The 20749-nt window shown below is 70.3% G+C and carries 20 protein-coding genes; 4 read left to right on the forward strand and 16 right to left on the reverse strand.

Annotated features, from left to right (window positions below; all coding sequences use genetic code 11):
* Positions 1-17: 17 nt before the first annotated feature.
* The 8 genes from EJK15_RS04935 to EJK15_RS04970 all read right to left on the reverse strand — a co-directional run bounded on the left by EJK15_RS04935 (position 18) and on the right by EJK15_RS04970 (position 7679).
* Positions 18-779 (reverse strand): crotonase/enoyl-CoA hydratase family protein, encoded by a 762-nt coding sequence (locus EJK15_RS04935; RefSeq protein ID WP_138709162.1) that lies wholly within the window; start codon positions 777-779, stop codon positions 18-20.
* Between the two features lie 39 nt (positions 780-818).
* The gene (locus EJK15_RS04940; RefSeq protein WP_138709163.1) at positions 819-1970 is read right to left on the reverse strand and encodes an acyl-CoA dehydrogenase family protein; all 1152 of its coding nucleotides are present in this window, start codon (positions 1968-1970) and stop codon (positions 819-821) included.
* Between the two features lie 83 nt (positions 1971-2053).
* The gene (locus tag EJK15_RS04945; protein ID WP_138709164.1) at positions 2054-2731 is read right to left on the reverse strand and encodes a TetR/AcrR family transcriptional regulator; all 678 of its coding nucleotides are present in this window, start codon (positions 2729-2731) and stop codon (positions 2054-2056) included.
* Between the two features lie 69 nt (positions 2732-2800).
* The gene (locus tag EJK15_RS04950) at positions 2801-4045 is read right to left on the reverse strand and encodes an ABC transporter substrate-binding protein (protein WP_138709165.1); all 1245 of its coding nucleotides are present in this window, start codon (positions 4043-4045) and stop codon (positions 2801-2803) included.
* A 38-nt stretch (positions 4046-4083) separates the two neighbouring features.
* Positions 4084-5217: a branched-chain amino acid ABC transporter permease gene (locus tag EJK15_RS04955; protein WP_240776777.1), complete on the reverse strand. Its 1134-nt coding sequence runs from the start codon at positions 5215-5217 to the stop codon at positions 4084-4086.
* On the reverse strand, positions 5210-6100 hold the full coding sequence (locus tag EJK15_RS04960) for a branched-chain amino acid ABC transporter permease (protein WP_138709166.1): 891 nt from the start codon (positions 6098-6100) through the stop codon (positions 5210-5212). The genes EJK15_RS04955 and EJK15_RS04960 overlap by 8 nt, the downstream gene beginning before the upstream one ends.
* On the reverse strand, positions 6097-6900 hold the full coding sequence (locus tag EJK15_RS04965) for an ABC transporter ATP-binding protein (protein WP_138709167.1): 804 nt from the start codon (positions 6898-6900) through the stop codon (positions 6097-6099). Before EJK15_RS04965 ends, EJK15_RS04960 begins: the two co-directional genes overlap by 4 nt.
* Positions 6897-7679: an ABC transporter ATP-binding protein gene (locus EJK15_RS04970; RefSeq protein ID WP_138709168.1), complete on the reverse strand. Its 783-nt coding sequence runs from the start codon at positions 7677-7679 to the stop codon at positions 6897-6899. Before EJK15_RS04970 ends, EJK15_RS04965 begins: the two co-directional genes overlap by 4 nt.
* A gap of 381 nt (positions 7680-8060) precedes the next feature.
* Between EJK15_RS04970 and EJK15_RS04975 the strand changes: the two genes are divergently transcribed.
* The gene (locus EJK15_RS04975; protein WP_138709169.1) at positions 8061-9101 is read left to right on the forward strand and encodes an LLM class F420-dependent oxidoreductase; all 1041 of its coding nucleotides are present in this window, start codon (positions 8061-8063) and stop codon (positions 9099-9101) included.
* 2 nt (positions 9102-9103) lie between these two features.
* On the opposite strand, the gene EJK15_RS04980 is transcribed toward EJK15_RS04975, so the two are convergent.
* Together EJK15_RS04980 and EJK15_RS04985 are read right to left on the reverse strand one after the other, a co-directional pair.
* Positions 9104-9820: a DUF4386 domain-containing protein gene (locus EJK15_RS04980; RefSeq protein WP_138709170.1), complete on the reverse strand. Its 717-nt coding sequence runs from the start codon at positions 9818-9820 to the stop codon at positions 9104-9106.
* Positions 9817-10599 carry an NAD(P)-dependent oxidoreductase gene (locus tag EJK15_RS04985; protein ID WP_138709171.1) on the reverse strand — a complete coding sequence of 261 codons (783 nt, stop codon included), beginning with the start codon at positions 10597-10599 and terminating at the stop codon, positions 9817-9819. Before EJK15_RS04985 ends, EJK15_RS04980 begins: the two co-directional genes overlap by 4 nt.
* A 157-nt stretch (positions 10600-10756) precedes the next feature.
* Here EJK15_RS04985 and EJK15_RS04990 point away from each other — a divergent pair, with 157 nt between their 5' ends.
* Positions 10757-11398 (forward strand): TetR/AcrR family transcriptional regulator, encoded by a 642-nt coding sequence (locus EJK15_RS04990; protein WP_338089845.1) that lies wholly within the window; start codon positions 10757-10759, stop codon positions 11396-11398.
* Between the two features lie 73 nt (positions 11399-11471).
* Here the strand turns inward: EJK15_RS04990 and EJK15_RS04995 are convergent, their stop codons facing one another.
* From EJK15_RS04995 to EJK15_RS05010, 4 genes are all read right to left on the reverse strand, one after another.
* Positions 11472-12341 (reverse strand): hypothetical protein, encoded by an 870-nt coding sequence (locus tag EJK15_RS04995; protein WP_138709173.1) that lies wholly within the window; start codon positions 12339-12341, stop codon positions 11472-11474.
* 149 nt (positions 12342-12490) lie between these two features.
* The gene (locus tag EJK15_RS05000) at positions 12491-13315 is read right to left on the reverse strand and encodes an intradiol ring-cleavage dioxygenase (protein ID WP_138709174.1); all 825 of its coding nucleotides are present in this window, start codon (positions 13313-13315) and stop codon (positions 12491-12493) included.
* A gap of 131 nt (positions 13316-13446) precedes the next feature.
* The gene (locus tag EJK15_RS05005) at positions 13447-13884 is read right to left on the reverse strand and encodes an anthrone oxygenase family protein (protein WP_138709175.1); all 438 of its coding nucleotides are present in this window, start codon (positions 13882-13884) and stop codon (positions 13447-13449) included.
* Between the two features lie 94 nt (positions 13885-13978).
* On the reverse strand, positions 13979-14449 hold the full coding sequence (locus EJK15_RS05010; RefSeq protein WP_138709176.1) for a PPOX class F420-dependent oxidoreductase: 471 nt from the start codon (positions 14447-14449) through the stop codon (positions 13979-13981).
* Positions 14450-14639: 190 nt separating this feature from the next.
* Between EJK15_RS05010 and EJK15_RS05015 the strand changes: the two genes are divergently transcribed.
* Complete coding sequence (locus tag EJK15_RS05015; RefSeq protein WP_138709177.1) at positions 14640-15998, forward strand: acetamidase/formamidase family protein; 1359 nt, start codon at positions 14640-14642, stop codon at positions 15996-15998.
* A 109-nt stretch (positions 15999-16107) separates the two neighbouring features.
* Here the strand turns inward: EJK15_RS05015 and EJK15_RS05020 are convergent, their stop codons facing one another.
* Together EJK15_RS05020 and EJK15_RS05025 are read right to left on the reverse strand one after the other, a co-directional pair.
* Positions 16108-17001 (reverse strand): sugar phosphate isomerase/epimerase family protein, encoded by an 894-nt coding sequence (locus EJK15_RS05020; RefSeq protein ID WP_138709178.1) that lies wholly within the window; start codon positions 16999-17001, stop codon positions 16108-16110.
* Positions 17002-17011: 10 nt separating this feature from the next.
* Positions 17012-19105 carry a PQQ-dependent sugar dehydrogenase gene (locus EJK15_RS05025; RefSeq protein ID WP_138709179.1) on the reverse strand — a complete coding sequence of 698 codons (2094 nt, stop codon included), beginning with the start codon at positions 19103-19105 and terminating at the stop codon, positions 17012-17014.
* Positions 19106-19512: 407 nt separating this feature from the next.
* Here EJK15_RS05025 and EJK15_RS05030 point away from each other — a divergent pair, with 407 nt between their 5' ends.
* Positions 19513-20742, forward strand: a complete 1230-nt coding sequence (locus EJK15_RS05030) for an alanine racemase (RefSeq protein ID WP_138709180.1) — start codon at positions 19513-19515, stop codon at positions 20740-20742.
* Positions 20743-20749: the final 7 nt, after the last annotated feature.

Genomic DNA, 20749 nt, shown 5'->3' on the forward strand with positions numbered 1-20749 from the left:
CAGCTCGGTCTTGCTCATCACTGGTCCCGCCAGACCGGTGCCCGCTTCTCCGCGAAGGCTCGGGCGCCCTCCTGCGCGTCGGCGGACCGCTCGACCGCCGACCACACCTCCCGCTGCGCCGCGAACGCCTCATCGTCGGTGTAACGCACCGCCGACGACAGGACCTGCTTGGACGCGCGCACCGCGAACGGCGCGTTGGCGGCGATCCGGGCGGCCAGCGACCGCGCCCCCGCCAGCGCGCCGCCCGGCTCGGTGAGGACGTTGACCAGCCCGTACGCGTGCGCCTCCGCGGCCGGGAGGGGGTCGCCGGTGAGCACCAGCTCCATGGCCAGGTGGTACGGCAGCGCCTTCGCCACCCGCAACAGGCCACCGCCCACCGCGATCAGGCCCCGCTTGACCTCGGGCAGGCTGAACCGGGCGTCCTTGGCCGCGACCACGAGATCGGCGGCCAGCGCCAGCTCGCAGCCACCCGCGGCGGCCCACCCCTCGACCGCCGCGATCAGCGGTTTCGCCGGAGGCCGCTCGGTGATGCCGGCGAAGCCGCGCCCCGGCAGCGCGGGCTTCTCGCCGCGCGCGAACGCCTTCAGGTCCATGCCGGAGCAGAAGGTGCCGCCCGCGCCGGTGAGGATCCCGACCAGCAGCTCGGGCCGCGACTCGAACTCGTCGATCGCGGCGGCGAGCGCCTTCGTCGTCTCCAGGTCCACCGCGTTACGCGCCTCCGGCCGGTTGATGGTCATGACCGCGACGCCGTCGGCGAATTCGGTCAGCACTGTGCTCATCTCGGAACTCCTTGGTCACTGGGGGGCCGCGTCACCGCCTCATAGGCCGATGGACTTGGCGATGATGCTCTTCATGACCTCGCTGGTGCCACCGTAGATGCGGGTGACCCTGGCGTCTGCGTACATGCGGGCGATCGGATAATCCAGCACGTACCCGTAGCCTCCGTGCAGCTGCAGGCACTTGTCCACGACGCGGGACTGCAGCTCGGTGCAGAAGAGCTTCACCTTGGCCGCGTCGGCCGCGCTCAGCCCGCCGGCGTCGTGCTCCTCCAGTGCCCGGTCGACCAGCGCCTGACCCGCCTCCACGTCGGTCGCGCACTCGGCGAGCACGAACTTGGTGTTCTGGAACCCGGACAGCGGCTTGCCGAAGACGTTCCGCTCGGCCACGTACCCGAGGGTGAGCTCCAGCGCCGCCGCCGCGGCCGCCTGCGCGTTCACCGCGATGGACAGCCGCTCCTGCGCGAGGTTGTGCCCGAGGTACTCGAACCCGCGGCCCTCCTCGCCCAGCAGGTTGGCCGCCGGCACGCGGACGCCGTCGAAGGCCAGCTCGGCGGTGTCCTGCGCCTTGAGCCCGAGCTTCGCCAGGTTGCGGCCCACCGAGAAACCGGGCGTGGCCGCCTCGACGACGAGGATGCTCAGCCCGGCCCGGCGGTCGTCCGGCGGCGGCGCGGACGTGCGGGCGACGACGAGCACGAGGTCGGCGTTGACGGCGCCGGTGATGAAGGTCTTGGCCCCGTTGAGCACGTAATGGTCTCCGTCGCGGACCGCGGTCGTGGTGATGCCGGCGAGGTCGGACCCGGTGCCCGGCTCCGTCATCGCGATCGCCGTCATCAGCTCGCCATCGGCCACCCCGGGCAGCCAGCGCCGCCGCTGCTCGGCGTCGGCGTACCGCAACAGGTACGGCAGCACGATGTCGGTGTGCACCCGTACCGTGCCGAGGCCCAGCTTCGCCCGCGCCAGCTCCTCGTTCACCACGGCGTTGAACTTGAAACCGCGCTGGCCACCACCCCCGTACTCCTCGGGCACCTGCAGGCCGAGGACGCCCAGCTTGCCCAGCAGCCGGTAGAAGTCGCGGGGCGCGGCACCCGCCTTCTCCCACTCCGGGAAGACCGGGACGACCTCGCGGGCGAGGAAATCGCGGACGGTCGCCCGGAACGCCTCATGGTCCTCGTCGAAGACGGTGCGTCGCATCACTTCTCCTCTGGCCAGCTTGTCGAACGATCGTTAAGCAAGGGGCGCGAGCCGGACCCGCCAGGATCCGGCTCGCGGGGGTGCTACCGGCTCTTGGCCCGCGGCTTGCGGGTGGCCGGCGCCTTCGCGGCGGGCACGTGGTGCTGCACCAGCGTGAGCGAAAGGTGGACGTACCGCTCCGCCAGCTCGGTGACGCTCAGGTCACCGGACGGCTGGTACCACTGGGCGATCGCGTTGCACATCGCCAGGATCGCCCGCTGCGCCTCGTCGGGGTAGGGCGTGGCGAAGACGCCGCGCGCCACGCCGTCGTCGATGATCTCGAGCAGCAGCTTGGGCAGCGCGTCGCGCCGCTCGACGAACCGCTCCAGCCGCTCCGGCTCCAGGTTGCGGAGCTCGCGCAGCGCGAGCAGGCTGTCCACCTGGCGCCGCACCCGGTACTCCACCGTGGCCCGCACGAAGGCGCCCAGCCGCGCCGCCGGATCGTCCCCGGCGGTGGCCAGCGCCGTCTCGCAGCCGCGGCAGCAGTCGTCGAGCGCGTCCTCCAGCAGCGCGTGGAGCAGCTCCTGCTTGCCGGTGTGGTAGTAGTACAGGACCGACAGGCTCAGCCCCGCGCCCTTGGCGATGTCTCTGATCGACGCGCCGTGGTAGCCGCGCTCGGCGAAGATCTCGCGTGCCGACCGCATGATCGCGGCGAGCCCGTCTCCCCTGGCCACCGCCCGAGGCGGCCGATCCGCCGCATCGGTCGTGCCGCGTGTCGCCATTACCACATCCTATTCCAGAGATTGAACGTCAGATCATCCGCGCCGGCCGGGGCGCCGCCCGGCCGGGGGCTACCCCGCCTTCACCTGATACTGCTTGGCGAGGTCGGACACCTTGAAGTCCTCGAGGAGCTTCATGCCGGCGTAGGCGTCCTTGTCGGGGCGGTGTATCTGGCTCGCCCGCGAGGTCGGCTGCCCCGGGTCGGACAGGTCCAGCGCCGGCCCAAGCCCGTCCATGCTGAAGCTGGTCACCTTGGCGCGGGCGGCGAGCAGGCCCTTGCGCGTCAGGTCGTCGCACGTACCGCTGATGATCTTCGCCCACAGATGGGTCGTCTCGTAGGCGAGCACGATCGCGCCGCCCGATTCGGGCTGCTCCGCGCCGAACTTGGCCTTCCACTTGCCGGCGAGCTTCTGCACCGCGGGCGCGTCATCGCTGATCAGCCCGACGCCCGACACCCGGTGGTACCGCTCGAGCAGCGCGGGCGCGGCCGCCGTCGACAGCAGGCTGGTGCTGAACGACGCGACGCCGCCCATGATCGGCACGTCCAGCCCGGCGGCCTGGGTGGCGCTGGCCAGTGCCGCGGCCTGCTTCGCCGTGGAGTCCATCAGGATCGCCTTGACGCCGGCCGCCTTCATCGCGTTCACCTGGCTGCTGAGGTCGGCGTCGGTCGGCTTGATCTGCTGCCCCACCAGCTTCAGCCCCAGCTGCTCGGTCGCGTACGTGCTGCCCCGCAGGCTGGTCTCGCCGATCTCGCCCTGCAGGTAGATGTGCCCGAGAGTGTCGCCCTTCTTCAGCATGCCCTCACGCGACATCCAGTCGATGCTGTTGATCGCCTGGATGTCGTACGTGGAGCCGACCACGATGAGATGCGGGTCGCCGAGCAGGGTGGGCGCGAACGCCGTCAGACCGACCAGCATGTCGTTCGCCGAGATCTTGTCCCGCAGCGCCGAGGTGATCGCCGAGCCGTAGACGTTGAGGAATCCGAGGACCTGCGGTGCGACCTCGTCGTAGGCCGTGACCGCCTTCTGCACGTCGTACCCGTGGTCCCGGACGACCAGCTCGATCTTCCTCCCGCACACGCCGCCCGCCGCGTTGATCTCGTCGACGGCGAACTGGCCGGCGGTGTTGCTGGTCTTGCCGGACGTGGCGAACGCCCCTGACAGGTCCACCAGCATGCCGAGCTTGATGGTGGAGTCGCTGACTCCCGGGGCGGCGGCGCCGTCCGAGGACGTGGCGGCCTTGGTCGAGCAACTGGTGACGGACAGGGTGAGTGCGAGGGCGGCCGCGGTGAGGACGCGCGGACGAGACCGGTTCATGTGGTTCTCCTGGCGTGTTTCCTGGGGGGTGGGATGGATCAGCGGACAGCCGGCCTGAGCCGGTCCCGGAGGGCGTGCACCATCGCGCGCAGCCCGCCGGGCTGGGTGAGCATGACGACCACGACGAGCGCGCCGTACACGAACTGCGCGGCGATGGACGCCTCGAGCCCGTCCTGGCCGGGGCCCGCGACGAGCGGCAGCACGTCCGCGTACCTGGCCAGGACGATCGGCAGCGCGATCACGAACGTCGCGCCGACGATCGCGCCGGACGTCGAGCCGAGACCGCCGAGGATGATCATCACGAGGAAGTCGATGGAGAGGTGGAGGTCGAAGTAGTCGGGGACGGCGCGCTGGAACGCCAGCGCCGTCAGCACGCCGGCGACACCGGCGTACATCGAGGACAGGACGAACGCGGCCGCCTTGGTGCGCTGGACCCGCACGCCCATCATGGCGGCGCCCACCTCGCTGTCGCGCATGAGCCGGAACGCCCGGCCCGGCCGGCCCCGCAGCACGTTGCGGGCCACCAGGGTCGCGGCGACGGTGACCGCCAGGAAGAGGTACCAGAGGTTCTCCACGGCCCCGAACGGAACGCCGAGCACGACGAGGCCCGCGGCGTCGGAGAAGGCGAACTCGCCCAGCGCGAACGGCGTGACGGAGCGCCCGTCGTAGCCTCCGGTCACCGGCCGCAGGTTGAGCAGCAGGTGGTGGCCGAGGTAGACCAGGCCGAGCGAGGCGATCCCGAGATAGATGCCGCGCAGGCGGCTGGCGACCGGGCTGAACAGCAGGCCGCACAGTCCGGCGAGCAGGGTCGCGAGCACGGCCGCCACGAGCGGGGGCAGGCCCAGGCCCGTCAGATGGCCGCTGTCGCCGCCGGCGAGGAACGCGTACCCGTACGTGCCGACGGCGACGAAGAACGCGTGGCCGAGCGACAACTGTCCAGCCGCGCCGAACAGGATGGTCAGGCCGAGCGCCCCGACCGCCGCGGCCATCGCGAACAGGCCGATGCGCAGCCAGAACGCGTCCACGTACAGCGGCAGCGCCAGCGCCACGACGATCGCGGCGACCAGGACCGCGGCGCCCAGTAGCCGGCGCGGCAGCGTCCGGGCGGGCGCTACGGCCGGCCGCGTCCGGGAGGTAGTGGGGCGGGCAGGCGCGATGGTGTCGTCAGACACGGCTGAACTCCTTCGACCCGAACAGTCCTGACGGCCGCCACAGCAGGACGACGATCATCACGAGGTAGGCCACGACGTCGCCGACGCCGAGTCCTAGGAAGGCGAGCGAGTCCTGGTGGCCGGCCACGAGCACCTGGACGACCCCGACGATGAGGCCACCGGCGATGGCCCCGCCGAGCGAGTCGAACCCGCCGATGATGGCCGCGGGGAAGGCGGCGATCGCGACCGCCTCCATGCTCACGCTGACGCCGGGGCTGGGGAACGAGGCCAGGCCGATGCCGGCCAGGGTGGCCAGCAGCCCGGCCAGCGCCCAGGCGGTGGCGGAGACGCGGCGCAGGCGGATTCCCACCAGCGCCGCGCCCTCGGCGTCGGCGATGGAGGCGCGCATCGCCAGCCCCCAGCCGGTCAGCGTGAGCAGTGCGGTGAGGCCGCCGATCAGCAGCGGCACGGCGACCACGGTGATGACGACCGTGAGCGGCAGGGTCAGCGGCCCGAGGTGGACCACGTGACCGTCCCATGGCGCGCCCAGCGGCAGTACGTGTTCCCCGAGGCGGCGGGTCAGCTCGGCGGCCAGCACGACGTTCAGGCCGATCGTGAGGATCGACATCGCGTGGTGGTTGTGCCGGTCGATGCGGGCCAGCAGCAGCCGTTCGGTCGCCAGCGCGAGCAGGCCGGCGACGGCGAGCCCGAGCACCGCCGCCGCGGCGAACCCGATCCGGGGCTGCATGGCCGCGACCACGTACACGCCGAGCAGCAGGAACGACGCGTGCGCGAAGTTGACCACCCGGGTGGCCTTGAAGACGATGACGAACCCGAGCGTGATGAGCGCGTACAGCAGGCCCAGGGACACACCGTTGACGAGCAGCTCCAGCAGCCGGGTCATTGCGGCGTCCTCTCTGCCTCTCGGCCGGTCCGGGGTTCCTCCGGCGCGCCCAGGTAGGCGCTGACCACGGTCGGGTCCCGGCGCACCTCGGCGGGCGCGCCCTCGGCGACGACCTTGCCGAAGTCGAGCACCGTGATGCGGTCGGCGATCGACATGACCACGCCCATGTCGTGCTCCACGAAGACCACGGTGAGGTCGAGGGCCCTGCGCGCCGCGAGGACGAGCTGCCCCAGCTCCCGGCTCTCCGTGGTGTTCAGGCCGGCGACCGGCTCGTCGAGGATGAGCAGGCGCGGCTCCAGGCAGAGCGCTCTGGCGAACTCCAGGCGCTTGAGGTCGCCGAAGGGCAGCCGTCCCGCGGTGGTGTCCAGCCGCGCCGAGAGGCCGACGAACTCGGCGATCTCCCGTGCCCGCGCCTCGTGGCGGCGCTGCTCGCGGCGGCCGAGCCACAACGCGGTCGTGACCAGGCCGGCGCGGGTCAGCCGGTGCCGCCCCACCATCAGGTTGTCCAGCACCGACTCCTGCGGCGAGACGACGATGTTCTGGAAGGTCCTGCCGACCCCCAGCGCCGCGACCCGGTCCGGCCGTAGCCGGGTCACCTCGTGCTCGTCGAGCAGGATGCGCCCGCCGGTCACGGGGTAGATCCCGCACAGCGCGTTGAGCAGCGACGACTTCCCGGCTCCGTTGGGGCCGATGACCGCGTGCACCGTGCCCGGCTCGACGGTGAACGACACCGCGTCCAGGGCCAGCAGGCCGCTGAACGCCACGGTCACCTCGTCCACCGTCAGGCGGGGCGGGCTCATGCCGTCCACCGGGCCAGCTCGGGCACGGCCAGGTCTCTTGCCGCGTCTTCGGTGTCGTCCTCGCCCAGGTAGAGCCGGCGTACCTCGTCGCTGCGGGACAGCTCCTCGGCCGGTCCGCTCAGCACGACCCGGCCCAGTTCCAGGACGTACGCCCGGTGGGCGACGGACAGCGCCATCGCCGCGTTCTGCTCCACCAGCAGCACGGGCACGCCGTCGCGGCTGATCTCGCGCACGGTCTCGCCGATCTGTTTCACCAGCAGCGGCGCCAAGCCGAGCGAGGGCTCGTCGAGGAGCAGCAGCTTCGGCTGGGACATCAGCGCGCGGGCGATGGCCAGCATCTGCTGCTCGCCGCCGGACAGCGTGCCGGCGCGCTGCCGGCGCCGCTCGGCCAGCCGGGGGAACATCTCGAACACCTGACCGCGGGTGCGCGTCCGGGTCTCGCGGGACCGGACGGTGATGGCGCCCGCGTCGAGGTTCTCGTCCACGGTGAGCGCGCCGAACACGTGCCGCCCCTCGGGGACCTGTACGAGCCCGCCGGTCACGACGGCCGCCGGGTTCGCTCCGGCGAACTCCTGCCCCAGGAAGCGGATCGACCCGGCGGCGACCGACCCTCCGTGTAACGGCAACGTGCCGGAAACGGCGCGCATGAGGGAGGTCTTGCCCGCACCGTTGGCGCCGAGCAGCGCGACCACGCCGGCCTCGGCGACCTCGAGACTCACTCCGTGAAGTACCGGCTCTCGCGCTCCATAGCGGACGACGAGCCCTTCGATGTCGAGCATCCGGCCTCCTAGCTGTGTTCATGGCCTCACTGCGTTCGGCGGCTCGGTCGTCATATGCCGCCGCCTTCCCCCGCTCTGGTCGCTTCGCTCCCGCCGCTCCTCCAGACGACGGCACTCCCTCGCGGCCCCGCTCTGGTCGCTACGCTCCCGCCGCTCCTCCGGGCGACGGCACTCCCTCGCGGGCCGTGCAATGCGTCGATCGCTCGTTAAGTTCCGATTGCCACTATCGATCGTTCGTTAAGTACGCGTAATGTAAGTGAGCGTCGTCACATACGTCAACACTCCGGCGGGCCCAGGCCAGAGCGGTTCGTGAAGAAGCCGGGCCCGGCCGGAGCGGGTTACGGGACGCCCCGCCCGCCCATCTGATCCTGGAGGTTTGCCATGCGGATCGGTACGACCCTCGCCTACAGCGGTGGCTTCAAGCAGGCCGCCGCGGGCCTGCGCGACCTCGAGTCCGCCGGAGTCGAGATCGCCTTCGTGGCGGAGGCCTACTCCTTCGACGCCGTGAGCCAGCTCGGATACCTCGCGTCGGCCACCGACCGGATGCAGTTGGCCTCGGCGATCCTGCCGATCTACACCCGTACGCCGTCGCTGCTCGCGATGACCGCGGCCGGCCTGGACTACGTGTCGGACGGCCGGTTCACCCTCGGCCTCGGTGCGTCAGGACCACAGGTGGTCGAGGGGTTCCACGGCGTGCCCTACGACGCGCCGATCGCCAGGACCCGCGAGATCGTGGAGATCTGCCGCCGGGTGTGGAGCCGCGAGCCGGTCGTGTACCGGGGCGCGCACTACGAGCTGCCGCTGCCGGCCGAGCGCGGGACCGGCCTGGGCAAGCCGCTGAAGCTCATCAACCACCCGGTACGCGACCGCATCCCGATCATGCTGGCCGCCATCGGCCCCAAGAACGTGCAGCTCGCCGCCGAGATCGCGGAAGGCTGGCTACCGATCTTCGTACACCCCGGGAGGCTGCGCGAGGTGTGGGGCCCGTCGCTCGACGCCGGGCAGGCCCGCCGCGACCCGGCCCTGGGCCCGCTGGACATCGTCGTCACCATGCCCCTGGCCATCGGCGACGACGTCGGTCACCTGCTCGACCTGGCGCGCCCGCAGCTCGCGCTCTACATCGGCGGGATGGGCGCCCGGGGCAAGAACTTCTACAACGACCTCACCCGCCGCTACGGCTACGAGCGGGAGGCCGAGCTCATCCAGGAGCTCTACCTGTCGGGGCGCAAGGAGGAGGCGCAGGCCGCGGTGCCCGAGGACCTGCTGCGCGCCACGTCGCTCATCGGGCCGAAGGAGTACGTGGCCGAACGTGTCGCCGAGCTCGCCGCGTGCGGCGTCACCACGGTCAGCGTGAAGCCGCTGGCGGACAGCGCCGCCGGCCGGGTCGCCGTGATCGAGCAGCTACGGGATCTCATGCCCTGAGGTCAGGGGCCCGTCGGATCGGGGGCTCCTGGTCGCATCCCCTTCGTCACCAGCCAGATCGCGAGGACCAATTCCGCCATTCCCAGCGTTCCGAGCACGGGCACGATCGTCGCGTGGAGTGACGGTGCGATGAAGCGCGTGATGCCGTCGATCACGTACGCAAGGCCGCCGAGCGACACCAGGATGCCCAGGACGGCGGGTATCCGCCTCGACCGGAAGAGGAGCCAGCCGAGAAGCCCGAGGTGCACCCCGAAGAACACCAGCGCCGCGCCGAACCCGTGCGTGAACAGGTCGAGATTGAACAGCGCGAGCGCGTGCCGTTGATCGGTCCCGACGGCTGACAGGTAGCCGGTCCCGCCCAGCAGGATCATGGCCCCGGCGTACGGCAGCAGGGCGGCGGCGACGATGGCGGTGTAGACCAGCCGGAAGCTCGCTGCCATGAGCGCCAAGGTCCGGTTCACGGGCCGGAGCAGCACGTAGAACAGCACCGCGACCGGCAGGTCGCACACGAAGGCGAGCAGGTAGCCGAGGAAGCCGAGGCGGAAGAGCTGCGGCGACGCCTGGATCGCGCGGGCGGTGGCCGGCGCGTCGCCCGGGATCACGAGCGTGGAGCGGACGAAGAACTCGGCGAACAGCGCGCTCGCGGCGATGACGAGCAGCAGTCCGCCGGTGATCCGGGCGAGGCGGGCGGGCGCCGCGTCGAGCGTGCCGGCGGTCATGACGACTCTTCGGGCGCCGAGGTCACGGTGGCCGGGTGTGCGCTCCGAGCCGGGGTCGCGGTGGCCGGGTGTGCGCTCCGAGCCGAGGGTGTCTGGCGGCCGACGATCGCCGGGGCCTCGTGGATCAGCTCGTCGTCGGTGAGCGCCGCCACCATGAACAGCGCGAAGTCCACCCGCCGGGTGCTGTTGCTCTTGAGTACGGGGTCGCCGACGTGCCGGCTCCACACCGGCAGCCCCTGGCTCTCACCCTCTTCGAGATCGCTGCCTCGCACGACGGTCCAGCGGGTGTCGCTGGCGAACACCCGGCGGCACGCCTCCACCTGGTCGTCGATGTCCGCGATGCGAGCGAGCCGCGCCACCCAGCGGAAGACCTTGACGAACGCCCGGAGCTTGAGCGAGTACACGTCCTGCCCGTCGCGGGTGATGTGCCACCCGCACGAGAAGACCAGTCGCGCCCCCGGACGCGCGTGGTCCAGCACCGCCTGCGCGGTCCCGGTGGAGTATCCCCGCATACCCCAGGGGACCAGCACCGTGAGGACCCCGTCGCATCCTTCGACCGCGCGCCTGATGACCTCGCGGTCATCCGTCGCCCCCGGGACGACGGTGATGCGCCCGTCGAACTCCGCGAGCTTCCCGACGCTCTGCTCGCGGCAAACGCCCACCACCTCGTGGCCCCGGTCCAGGGCGTGCTGGATCATGTACCGCCCGAGCTTCCCAGAGGCTCCGACGATGCAGACCTTCAGGCCGCTGCCCTGGTCACGTCCTTCGTGTACGTCCATGCCTTGTCCTTCCACCCCGGTCGCGGGTGATTCTTACACTTGTAAGGTACAAGGCGGACGCTATCCTTACGGCCGTAAGGTAGTCAAGCCCCGAGCGGACAACAGGAGTACGCGGATGCCGGCACGCCCCAACCGAGATCGAACGCCCCGTGCTTCGTTGAGCAAGGAACGTGTCTTCGAGGCCGCCGTACGCGTGGCCGACAAGGGGGGCGTCGCCTCGGTCACCATGCGCAAGGTGGCCGAAGAGCTCGGGGTCGAGGCGATGTCGCTGTACTACCACGTGGCAGGCAAGGAGGAGATCCTGGATGGGATCGTCGACCTCGTCTTCACGGAGATCGAGCTGCCCGGCGGCGAGGCCGGCTGGAAGACCGCCATGCGCCGGCGCGCGTTCTCCGTGCGCGAGGCGCTCTCGCGCCACGCCTGGGCGCTCGGGCTGATGGAGTCCCGGCGGAACCCTGGCCCCGCGACGCTACGGGACCACGACTCAGTGATCGGAAGCCTGCGCGCGGCGGGGTTCTCGATCGCGATGGCCGCTCACGCGTTCTCCGCCCTCGACAGCTACGTGTACGGGTTCGTCCTGCAGGAGTCGAGCCTGCCGTTCGCCACGACCCAAGAGCTCGAGGACGTGGCGGAAGGGATGGCCCGGCAGATGCCCGCCGGCGCGTACCCCCACCTCGCGGAGATGATGGCGGACCACGCGCTGCGACCGGGTTACGCCTATGCGGACGAGTTCGCGTTCGGGCTCGACCTGGTCCTCGATGGTCTGGAGAGGATCCTCGGCGGGCCGGGCGCCGCTTGACCTGGCCGGATGGTCATCGCAGGACGCGAAACCTCACGCGGGGGCTCGCGCCGCTGACCCCCGGAACAACGGATCAGAGGCTCTGAGCGTGAGGGATGGGGTGGACCTGATCCCAGTCGATGGCGACCTTCTCGGGGTCCTCAGGGGCGATCTTGGCGGGGAACCGCGCATCGGGGTGGACGCGGGCCAGGTGGTGCGGCGGGACTCGGTGCGCGAGGCGCACCTCGTACGAGCCGTGCGGGCCGGTCACGCGGAGGAGCAGGCCCAGGATGGGGTCGCCGTTGTCGGCGGTCATGCCGTTCGTCGAGAACGTACCGAGAACCGTGACCATGGCGGGCACGCCCCGAGCGAGGATGTCGGCGGCGGACACCCGCTGTCCGGCCGGCGGGGAGGCGTACTCCGCAGCGTGCTGCCAGTCGATGGTGAGGCGATTGTGGTCGCTCGGGTCGACGCGGACGGGGAGGCGAGCGCCGGGGAGGATGGCGCCTACGAGAAGGCGGGGCATCGATTCACGGTGGGCGACGCGGTACGCGCCCGCGCCCTCGCGCCGGACCTCCAGGTCGAACGCGACCATGGGCAGGTCGTTGACCGTCATGCCCGTGTCGCTCATGGAGAGGATGGCGGCGGTCGCCGGCACTCCGTTGACAAGGAGGTCACGGTTGCCGCCCGCCAGGTCGTTGATCATCCCGAACAGCCCGCCGGATCCGCTCTTCGGCCCGGCTCCGTCGAAGGCCGACATGGCCGTGCGCATCGCGCGGTGGGTCATGGCGTGCGCGATCGGGAAGGCGCCGAGGATCGTCAGCGTCATGCCGACGGCGAAGGCGGCGCTCGCCCACCCCGGCATCGGCCACGTCAGCATCCCGACGACCCCTGCCGTCAGCAGGACGAGGCCGATCACCTCCACCACCACTCCGACCGGGAGCAGCTTTCCGCTTCGCATCATCAGCGCGTTCCTTACTCGCCGGTCCTGTGCGTACGTGGACAGGTAACGGCTGAGCGCTTGCGCGGCGGTTGCACGCCGATTACCGGCGCCATGATTCAGCCGCCATCTCGTGGGCACACGAGTGCGGCGGCGCATGGGGCGGCCGGGTGCTAAACGGGGACGGTGAGGGTGACGGTGAGACCCGACGGCACGCTGCCCGTCATCGTCCCGAGCTGGCTCGTGTGTCCGTCGCTGAAGATGTTGTCGCTGTCCAGGGAGATCTCGCTCAGGTTGCGCACGCTCTGGCTGTAGCCGTCGGTGGCGTACACCGAGTCACAGGCGTCCTTGGGCAGCGCTATCTGGGAGGTCGCGATCTTGTTGTCGGACGTCGTGGCCTTGGCCAGGCTCGGGTAGACCTCGAAATGGATGTGCGGCCACCGGCCCGGGTAGCAGCCCGGGAAGATGCTCGTGAAGGAGAGCTTGCCGCTTTTGTCGGTCTCCTGGACTCCGCGCAGGTAGTTCTCGCTGGTGACGCTCTCGGAGTACATCGAGTAGTTGCCGTCGCGGTCGCAGTGCCACAGGTAGACCGCGGCGCTTGACAGTGCCGAGCAGTCGGCCGAGGTGTCCTGGATGGTCAGCTCGATGGTCAGCGGAACGCCCGCGGCGGTGCCCGAGCCCGAGCCGAAGCTGGAGCGGATGTCGCTGCGGACGATGCCGCTCTGGGTGAGGATGTTCGGCCCGTTCGATCCGTCGCCCGGGAACGGGCCGGCGGTCTCTTCCGGGATCTCGGCGCAGCTCCCGCTCGTCGCCGCGGTGCTCGCCGAGCCGGTGGACGAGGACGACGCGGTCGACGCGGTGCCGGTCGAGTCGCTGTCGCAGCCGACCAGGGTCGCCAGGCCCGCGCCGGCGAACAGCCCCAGGACCCGGCGGCGTTCCAGCAGCGTCGACATGTCGAACTGCAGCCCTTTGTCGAAGAGGTCGTCGTCGTGGTGCATCTCTTACTCCATGCTGGGCATGCGCCGCTGCTGAACCAACTCGGCGAGGGGAGTCGGCGCATGGAAGGTGACCCATCTAAGCAGCTGACGTATCGACTGTCACGTTCCGTAACATAAGTCTGCTTTGTGCCTTACAGGCCGGCCAGGCCGGCTCCGACGAGGACAAGACCGGCCGTGGAGGCCACGGCGCGCAGCGTGTTCCAGGCGGTCCACCTCGGCGAGTAGTTCTTCCATGACATCGTGCCCGCGTTGAGTGCGTTGTTCATCGGTACGTTGATCGCCACGGTGACCAGGAACGAGCCGATGAAGTTCACCGCGGCGGCGGCGAAGAACCAGAGGGCGGCCGGAGCATCCGTGACGAGTCCGGCCGCGAGCGCTGCGAGCGGTGCCCCCAGGAACGGGATGTAGAGCCATGGGTTGAGGATCTTCTGGTTGACGCTTCGCATCGCCGCCTCGGCCTGGGCGGGTTCGATGGCGTTCAGGCCCGGCATGACGGACATGGAGAAGGTGTAGAAGAGGCCCGTGAGGGCGCCGTGCAACGCGAGTGCGACAAGAGGCAGTACCAACATGGTCATATGGTGACCCGCGCCGGATGAGACGGTCCATGCCTGGTCCACTCAATCGCATACGCAAGTGTCTACGGCGTCAATGGGGCGCCGGGTGTCACTGATCGGGCATCAGGCGCGCGGGGAAGCCGCCGGTCGCGATGGGGCCCCAGCGGTCGATGTGGATCCGGATCAGCGACTTGTCCTGGCGGCGCATGGCGGCGCGGTACTCCTCCCAGTCGGGGTGCTCGCCGGAGATGCTCCGGTAGTACTCGACGAGCGCGTCGAGGGCGTCGGGCATGTCGAGCACCTCGGCGTGTCCGTCGATCTGGACATACGGGCCGTTCCAGTCGTCGGACACTACGCAGATCGACACCCGCTCGTCACGGCGGGCGTTGCGCGCCTTGGCTCGGTCGGGGTAGGTGGAGACCACGATCCGGCCGCTCTCGTCGACGCCGCAGGAGACCGGCGAGAGCTGCGGCCGCCCGTCCTTGCGGGTGGTCGCCAGCAGACCGTGGTGCCTGGGCCGGAGGAACTCGAGCAGTTCGGGCAGTTCGACGTGGCGCGCGGTCGCGATGTTCGGAGCCATCTCATATGCCTTTCGGTCGCACTGAGGTCTGATCCTTTCATCCCGCGAGGCCAGGACCGAGCCTGACTGACCACCGTGGAGAGCATGAGTTCAGGACCGTCCCGGGAAACCTCGTGCAAACAGCGATGTAACAGGTGCCGTACAGGATCGGTTTGGGTCCATCCCCCGTCACATTCCGGTCAGGAGAATCATGAAGGTGCCGAAGAGCCCGGGCGACGTGCGGGACGCACTGATCACGAGACTGGGGCGGCGGAACTTCCTGCGTGCGGCCGCGGTCGTCACCGGGGCGGGCGGCGGGCTCCTGGGCTCGGCATCCGCTTCCGCCGCGACCACGCCGGCGCTGCCCCGGGAGATACTCCAGCCGCACAAGGGCCCGATCCACGGCAGGCACTACCTGCCGTCGGCGGTCGAGCAGGTCCGGTGGGGGTACGTGCCGGCGGTCGGCAGCTCGCCGGTGCTCAGGATGAGATCGGGGGAGACGGTCACCATCGACTCCGTCTCGCACGAGGGCATCCTCGAAGACCAGGGGCGCGACCCGGTGGCCTATTTCGGCGAGCACGGCGTTCCCCGTACGAACGTGCTCCAGGACGCGATCGCGATCGCCCGTGACTACTCGCGCACGACCCGCAACTTCGACGTCGACGGGCCGCACGTCGTGACCGGGCCGATCTACGTGGACGGCGCGCGGCGGGGTGACGTGCTCAAGGTCGAGATGCTCTCGCTGCTGCCGCGGGTACCGTACGGCGTCGTATCGAGCCGGCACGGCAAAGGCGCGCTGGCCCGCACGTCCAGCGGCGGCGCGCCGGACGGGATCACCCTCGGTGAGGTCATGCCGCCGGTGGCGACCGACGGGCGGCCCACCGGCGACCCGGCCCGCTACGGCAACGTGTCGGTGTTCACGCCGGTACGCCGCGGGCGCAAGGGCGCGCCGAGCGGCGTCATGAAGCGCGGGGCCTCCGGCGAGGTGACCTTCCCGCTGCGCCCGTTCATGGGGATCGTGGGGGTCGCGTTCGCGTCCGCGGGCCAGTTGACCGACCCGGCGCTCAACTCGATCCCGCCTACCCTGGGCGGCGGCAACATCGACATCAACCTGCTCGGCGCGGGCGCGACCTTCTACCTGCCGGTGTTCGCCGAAGGGGCGCTCTTCTACACCGGCGACCCGCACCACGCGATGGGCGGTGGCGAGGTCGCGCTGACCGCGATGGAGGGCTCACTGCGGGCCACCTTCCGGCTCACCGTCTGCAAGGCCGGGTCCGGCGACGCCCCTTCGGTCGCCTTCCGCTACCCGTTCGCCGAGACCTCGGAGGCATGGGTGCCGATCGGGTTGTCCGACCCCGACGGGTCCCAGAACGGGCAGGTGAACGACCTCGACTCTGCCATGCGGCGGGCGGTCGTCAACGCGCTCGACTTCCTCGAGCACGACCAGGGCATGGACCGTGCCGTCGCGTACGCCTACCTGTCCGCCGCCACCGATTTCGAGGTGTCCCAGGTGGTCGACCGGACCACCGGAGTGCACGGTGTCATCGTCAAGGAGCACTTCTCCCGTTGAGCCGCGGGCTGAACGTCGTTTCAGTCCGGCGGCGACCCCGGCCTCCGCGTCCGTGAGCGGATGCGCGGCGGTCGCCGCCGGCAGGTCATCAGTAGCCGGGCAGGGATCCTTAGAATCTCACCTTCCGCAGGTAGCGATATCCGACCTCCGCGGTACGCCGGGGGGTCACATCGGGGGTGTCATTCTCCACGATGTACTCCTTCACACGGTGCTTGTCGAAGATCCGCCGGAAGTCGATGGTCCCGGTGCCGAGGTCGGCCATGTCGCCGTCGAGGTGGCGGTCTTTGACGTGGAACTGCAGCACGCGCTGCGGCGCCTTGCGGATGACGTCGAGCGTGAAGCGCACCGGGTCGGCGACGCCGCGCCCGATGCCGCCGGTGACCGCCCAGTAGATGTCGATCTCCAGGTGGACCAGGCGTGGATCGAGTTCGGAGGTCAGCACGTCCCAGGGCGTCTTTCCGCCGCCCAGGTCGATGGTGAACTCGTGGGCGTGGTTGTGGTAGCCGTACCGGAGCCCGGCCGAGCGGGCGGCCTCCGCCTCGACGTTCATGCGCTCGGCCCACGCCTTCCACTCGTCCTCGCTGGTGGAGTTGAGGTAGGGGACGACGATGTAGGACTGGCCGAGGGCGAGCGCGTTGGCGATCTTCGTCTCCAGCGCGGCGTCGTCGGCGCTGATGCCGTCGTGGCTGGAGCTGGCGCGGATGCCGATCCCGTCGAGGAACGCGCGGAGCTGCTGGGCCGTACGGCCGAAGTAGCCGAGCGCGAGCTCGACCTTCGGGTAGCCGATCTCGGCCAGGTACGCGAGAGTGGCGTCGTAGTTCTGGGCGAGGTCGTCGCGTACCGTCCAGAGCTGGATGCTGATCTGGTCCGGGGGGACGCGGTCCCCGCCGGGGTGGTGCGGCGTCGCCGCGGCGGCAGGGGAGGCGGCGGCGAGGGCGGCCGCCCCGAGTCCGAGGCCCGCGGTGAGCAAGGACCGCCTGCTGGGGCCGTAGCCGTAACACATGGGGGATCTCCTATCGTGTGGGCTCGAGGATGACCTCGTCGCTACCGGTCAGCGGGGGCAGCCCGGCGCCGCCGGGGTCGGTGTAGCTCGCGACGAAGACGCCGGTGAGGCGGTCGGTCTCCGGGTCGTGCCCGCTCGGCTCGGTGGTCTGGATGGAGCCAGAGCAGCCGCGGGCCGTGGTCTGCGGATGGCCGTGATCCTCATGGCCGAGGACGTAGTCAACGGTCACGTCGGCACAGTCCACCTGCTGGTCGTCGGTGACGCGTACCTCGAACTCGACGACGTCGCCGAAGGAGAACGCCTGCCCCTCGGCGGGCCGGATCAGCTCCACGACCGGCGCGGCGTTGCCGACCACCACCCGCACCGACGCCGCCGCGGACATGCCGCCGTCGTCGGTGACCCGCAGGGTCGCGTTGTAGAGGCCGTTCTCCTTGAACGTGTACGACGCCTCGGGGCTGCGGGAGTCGACTCTGCCGTCGGCGTCGAAGTCCCACGCGTAGCGGAGCCTGTCGCCGTCGGGGTCGGTCGTGCCGGTGCTGGTGAAGTTGACGGTGAGCGGCGCGTGGCCGGCGGTCACCGAGGCCGCGGCGGCCGGGACGGGAGAGTGGTTGCCGGTGTAGGCGATGTAGTCGAAGCGCGAGAGCTGGGCGTCCGGGTTCTCCTGGAAGTAGCCGTCGCCGTACTCCAGCACGTAGAGCGCGCCGTCGGGGCCGAACTCCATGTCCATCGGGTTGTCGAAGACGAACGACGGCAGAACGTCCTCGATCCGCCCGTCACGGTGGAACGCCTTGACGTAGTCACGGGTCCACTCGTAGAAGAGCGGGACACCGTCGTAGTACTTGGGCCAGGCCACGGGCGCGCGGCCGTGCGTGTCGCGCGGGTCGAAGTGGTACGCCGGGCCGGCCATCGGGCCGATGCCGCCGGTGCCCAGCTGCGGGAACTCCTGCGACGGCCCGTAGGAGTACCACACGTCCGGCTGAACCACCGCCGGCAGCTTGCGCAGGCCGGTGTTGCGCGGGGACTCGTTGACGGGCGCGGCGCAGTCGAACGCCTCGCCTGACGAGCCGGTCGCGAAGTCGTGGTCGACGTACGGGAGCCGCGCGGTCGCGCAGTAGGGCCAGCCGTAGTTGCCCGGTCTGCGGATCGTCGTCCATTTGCCGGTCCCCGCCGGGCCGCGCTCGGGATCGGCCGCTCGCGCGTCCGGCGAGTAGTCGCCGACGTAGAGATCCCCGGTGGACCGGTTGATCTCGATGCGGAACGGGTTGCGCAGGCCCATCGCGTAGATCTCCGGCCGGGTGCGCGCCGTGCCGGGCGGGAAGAGGTTGCCTCGCGGGATCGAGTAGGACCCGTTCTCGCGTACCTTGATGCGAAGGATCTTGCCGCGCAGGTCGTTGGTGTTGCCGGCGCTGCGCTGGGCGTCGAACGCCGGGTTCCGGTCGGCTCGTTCGTCGATCGGGGTGAAGCCATCGGAGGAGAACGGGTTCGTGTCGTCGCCGGTCGACAGGTAGAGGTTGCCGTCGGCGTCGAAGACGATGTCCCCGCCTACGTGGCAGCAGATGCCGCGGTCCACCGGCACGTCGATGATGCGCTGCTCGCTGCGCAGGTCGATCGTGGCGCCGGTGAAGCGGAACCGGGACAACCGGATCAGCCCTTTGAAGGGCGCGAAATCCTGCGGGGTGCCGGTGAGCGGGGCGTCGCCCTCGTTGACGTCCGGCGTCGCGGGGTCGTCGACCGGAGTGTCCAGCGGCGGGGAGTAGTAGAGGTAGACCCAGTCGTCCTGCCTGGAGCCCTTGCCGAAGCCGGGGCTGAGGGCGATGCTCTGCAGTCCCTCCTCGTCGTGCTGGTAGACGTCGAGCCGTGCGGCCGGCGTGTTGAGGCCGGTCTTCGGATCGTGTAACCAGACCTCGCCGGGCCGGGTGGTGTGCAGGACCCTCGAATCCGGTAACACCGCCAGGTCCATCGGCTCGCCCGGGCTGTCGTTGAGGGTCACCTTCTGGAAATCGTCGTCGGGTGGCGGGGACGCGGCACCGGCGGCTTGTACGGCGGCGGCCGGCATGAGGATCGCCGCAGCAGTCATGGCCGCGATCGCGGTTCTCGCTCTCATGCCTCTCCCTTCGGTCTACTCGGGGGGATAAGAGAGGGCAAATTAACGTGAATGTAACCCGAGTTACGCCGATAGAGGAGGGCCTAATCACGGATGACTGAGCATCTTTCGCGTCTTATCGGACTAAGTGCTGATCTCCACCGTGACAGCGCGAACTCGGGCGGTCAGGGCCGCGTCGATCCATCAGGCGATGAACAGCCCGGCCGTTCGCGTTCCGTGCTCATGGGCTTGCGGGGGCGGCGCGTGCTCGCCGCAGCCGTCGTCACGCGTAGGCCGGCCGATCGCAAGAGATCACACCGGAAGACGACTTGCGTGAGACAAAGAGAAAGCTTAGGTTAGCCTTGCCTAAGCAAGCGCCTCGTCCTGGAGGCATGCCCCTTCTCGCTGTTCCTTCAGAGGAAGAAGCCATGTCCATCCAGCTTCCGCCGTCCGCTGCGCCTCGCTCTGCCTACCCCGTGGACGTGCTTCCCATTCCCGTCCGGGATCGTCTCCTCGACCTGACCCGGACCGGGACGCCGGTCTCCGCCTACGTGTACGACGGCGCGGTGGCCGCCGAGCGGGCCCGCGAGTTACGCGCGGCGCTGCCCGAGTGGGCGGCCGTCTACTACGCCGTCAAGGCCAACTCCTTCCCCGGCGTCGTCGCGGCCCTGGCGCCGCACGTGGCCGGGTTCGAGGTCGCGTCCAGGTCGGAGCTGGACCTCGCCCTGCGCCTCACCGATACGGCACGCGTCGTCGCCGCGGGACCCGCCAAGTCCGTCCCCCTCTTGACCGCCCTGGTCAGGGCGGGGGTAGAGGCGATCAACGCCGAGAGCCCGCTCGAGCTCCACCGGATCAGCCGGATCGCGGTCGCCGAGGGCGCCACGGCCAGGGTGGCGCTGCGGGTGAACCCGGCCGAGATCCCGGTCACGGGCTCCCTGCACATGGGCGGCGTCCCCTCCCAGTTCGGCGTGGCCGAGCCCGACGTGCCCGAGGTGCTGCGGGAGGCCGCCGGGCTGCCCGGCCTGGACCTGATCGGCTTCCACGTGCACGCCGCCTCCGGCAACCTGGACGCCGAATCCCACGCCGCGTACCTGCGCTGGTGCCTGGAGTGGAGCGTGCGGACCGCCAGGGACAACGGCGTCGAGCTGCGCCACGTCGACATCGGCGGCGGCATCGGTGTCGCGTTCGAGGACGAGAAGCCCTTCGACGTCGCCCGCTTCGGAGAGCTGGCCGCGCGAGCGGAGCCGCCGCCGGGCGTGCGGGTGCTGCTGGAGCCCGGCCGGTTCCTGGTCGCCGACTGCGGCTGGTACGCCGCCGAGGTGACCGACGTCAAGACCTCGTACGGCAAGCGGTTCGTCATCCTGCGCGGCGGCATCAACCACTTCCAGCTCCCCACGTCCTGGGACATCGTGCACAACATCGCGGTGCTGCCGGTCGAGCGCTGGCCCGGCGGCTGTCCCCGGCCCGCCGCCGAGGACGCCGAGGTGACGGTCGTCGGCGAGCTCTGCACGCCGGAGGACACCCTCCTGCGCGACGTCCGGGTCGACCGCGTGCGCGCCGGTGACCTGGTCGTCTTCCCCAACGCGGGTTCCTACGGGTGGGAATTCGCCATGCATTCCTTCCTCGGTCATCCCATCGCCGAACGGCACCTTCTCTGAGCCCCGC

The organism is Nonomuraea basaltis, assembly GCF_005893125.1.
GTDB lineage: Bacteria > Actinomycetota > Actinomycetes > Streptosporangiales > Streptosporangiaceae > Nonomuraea > Nonomuraea basaltis.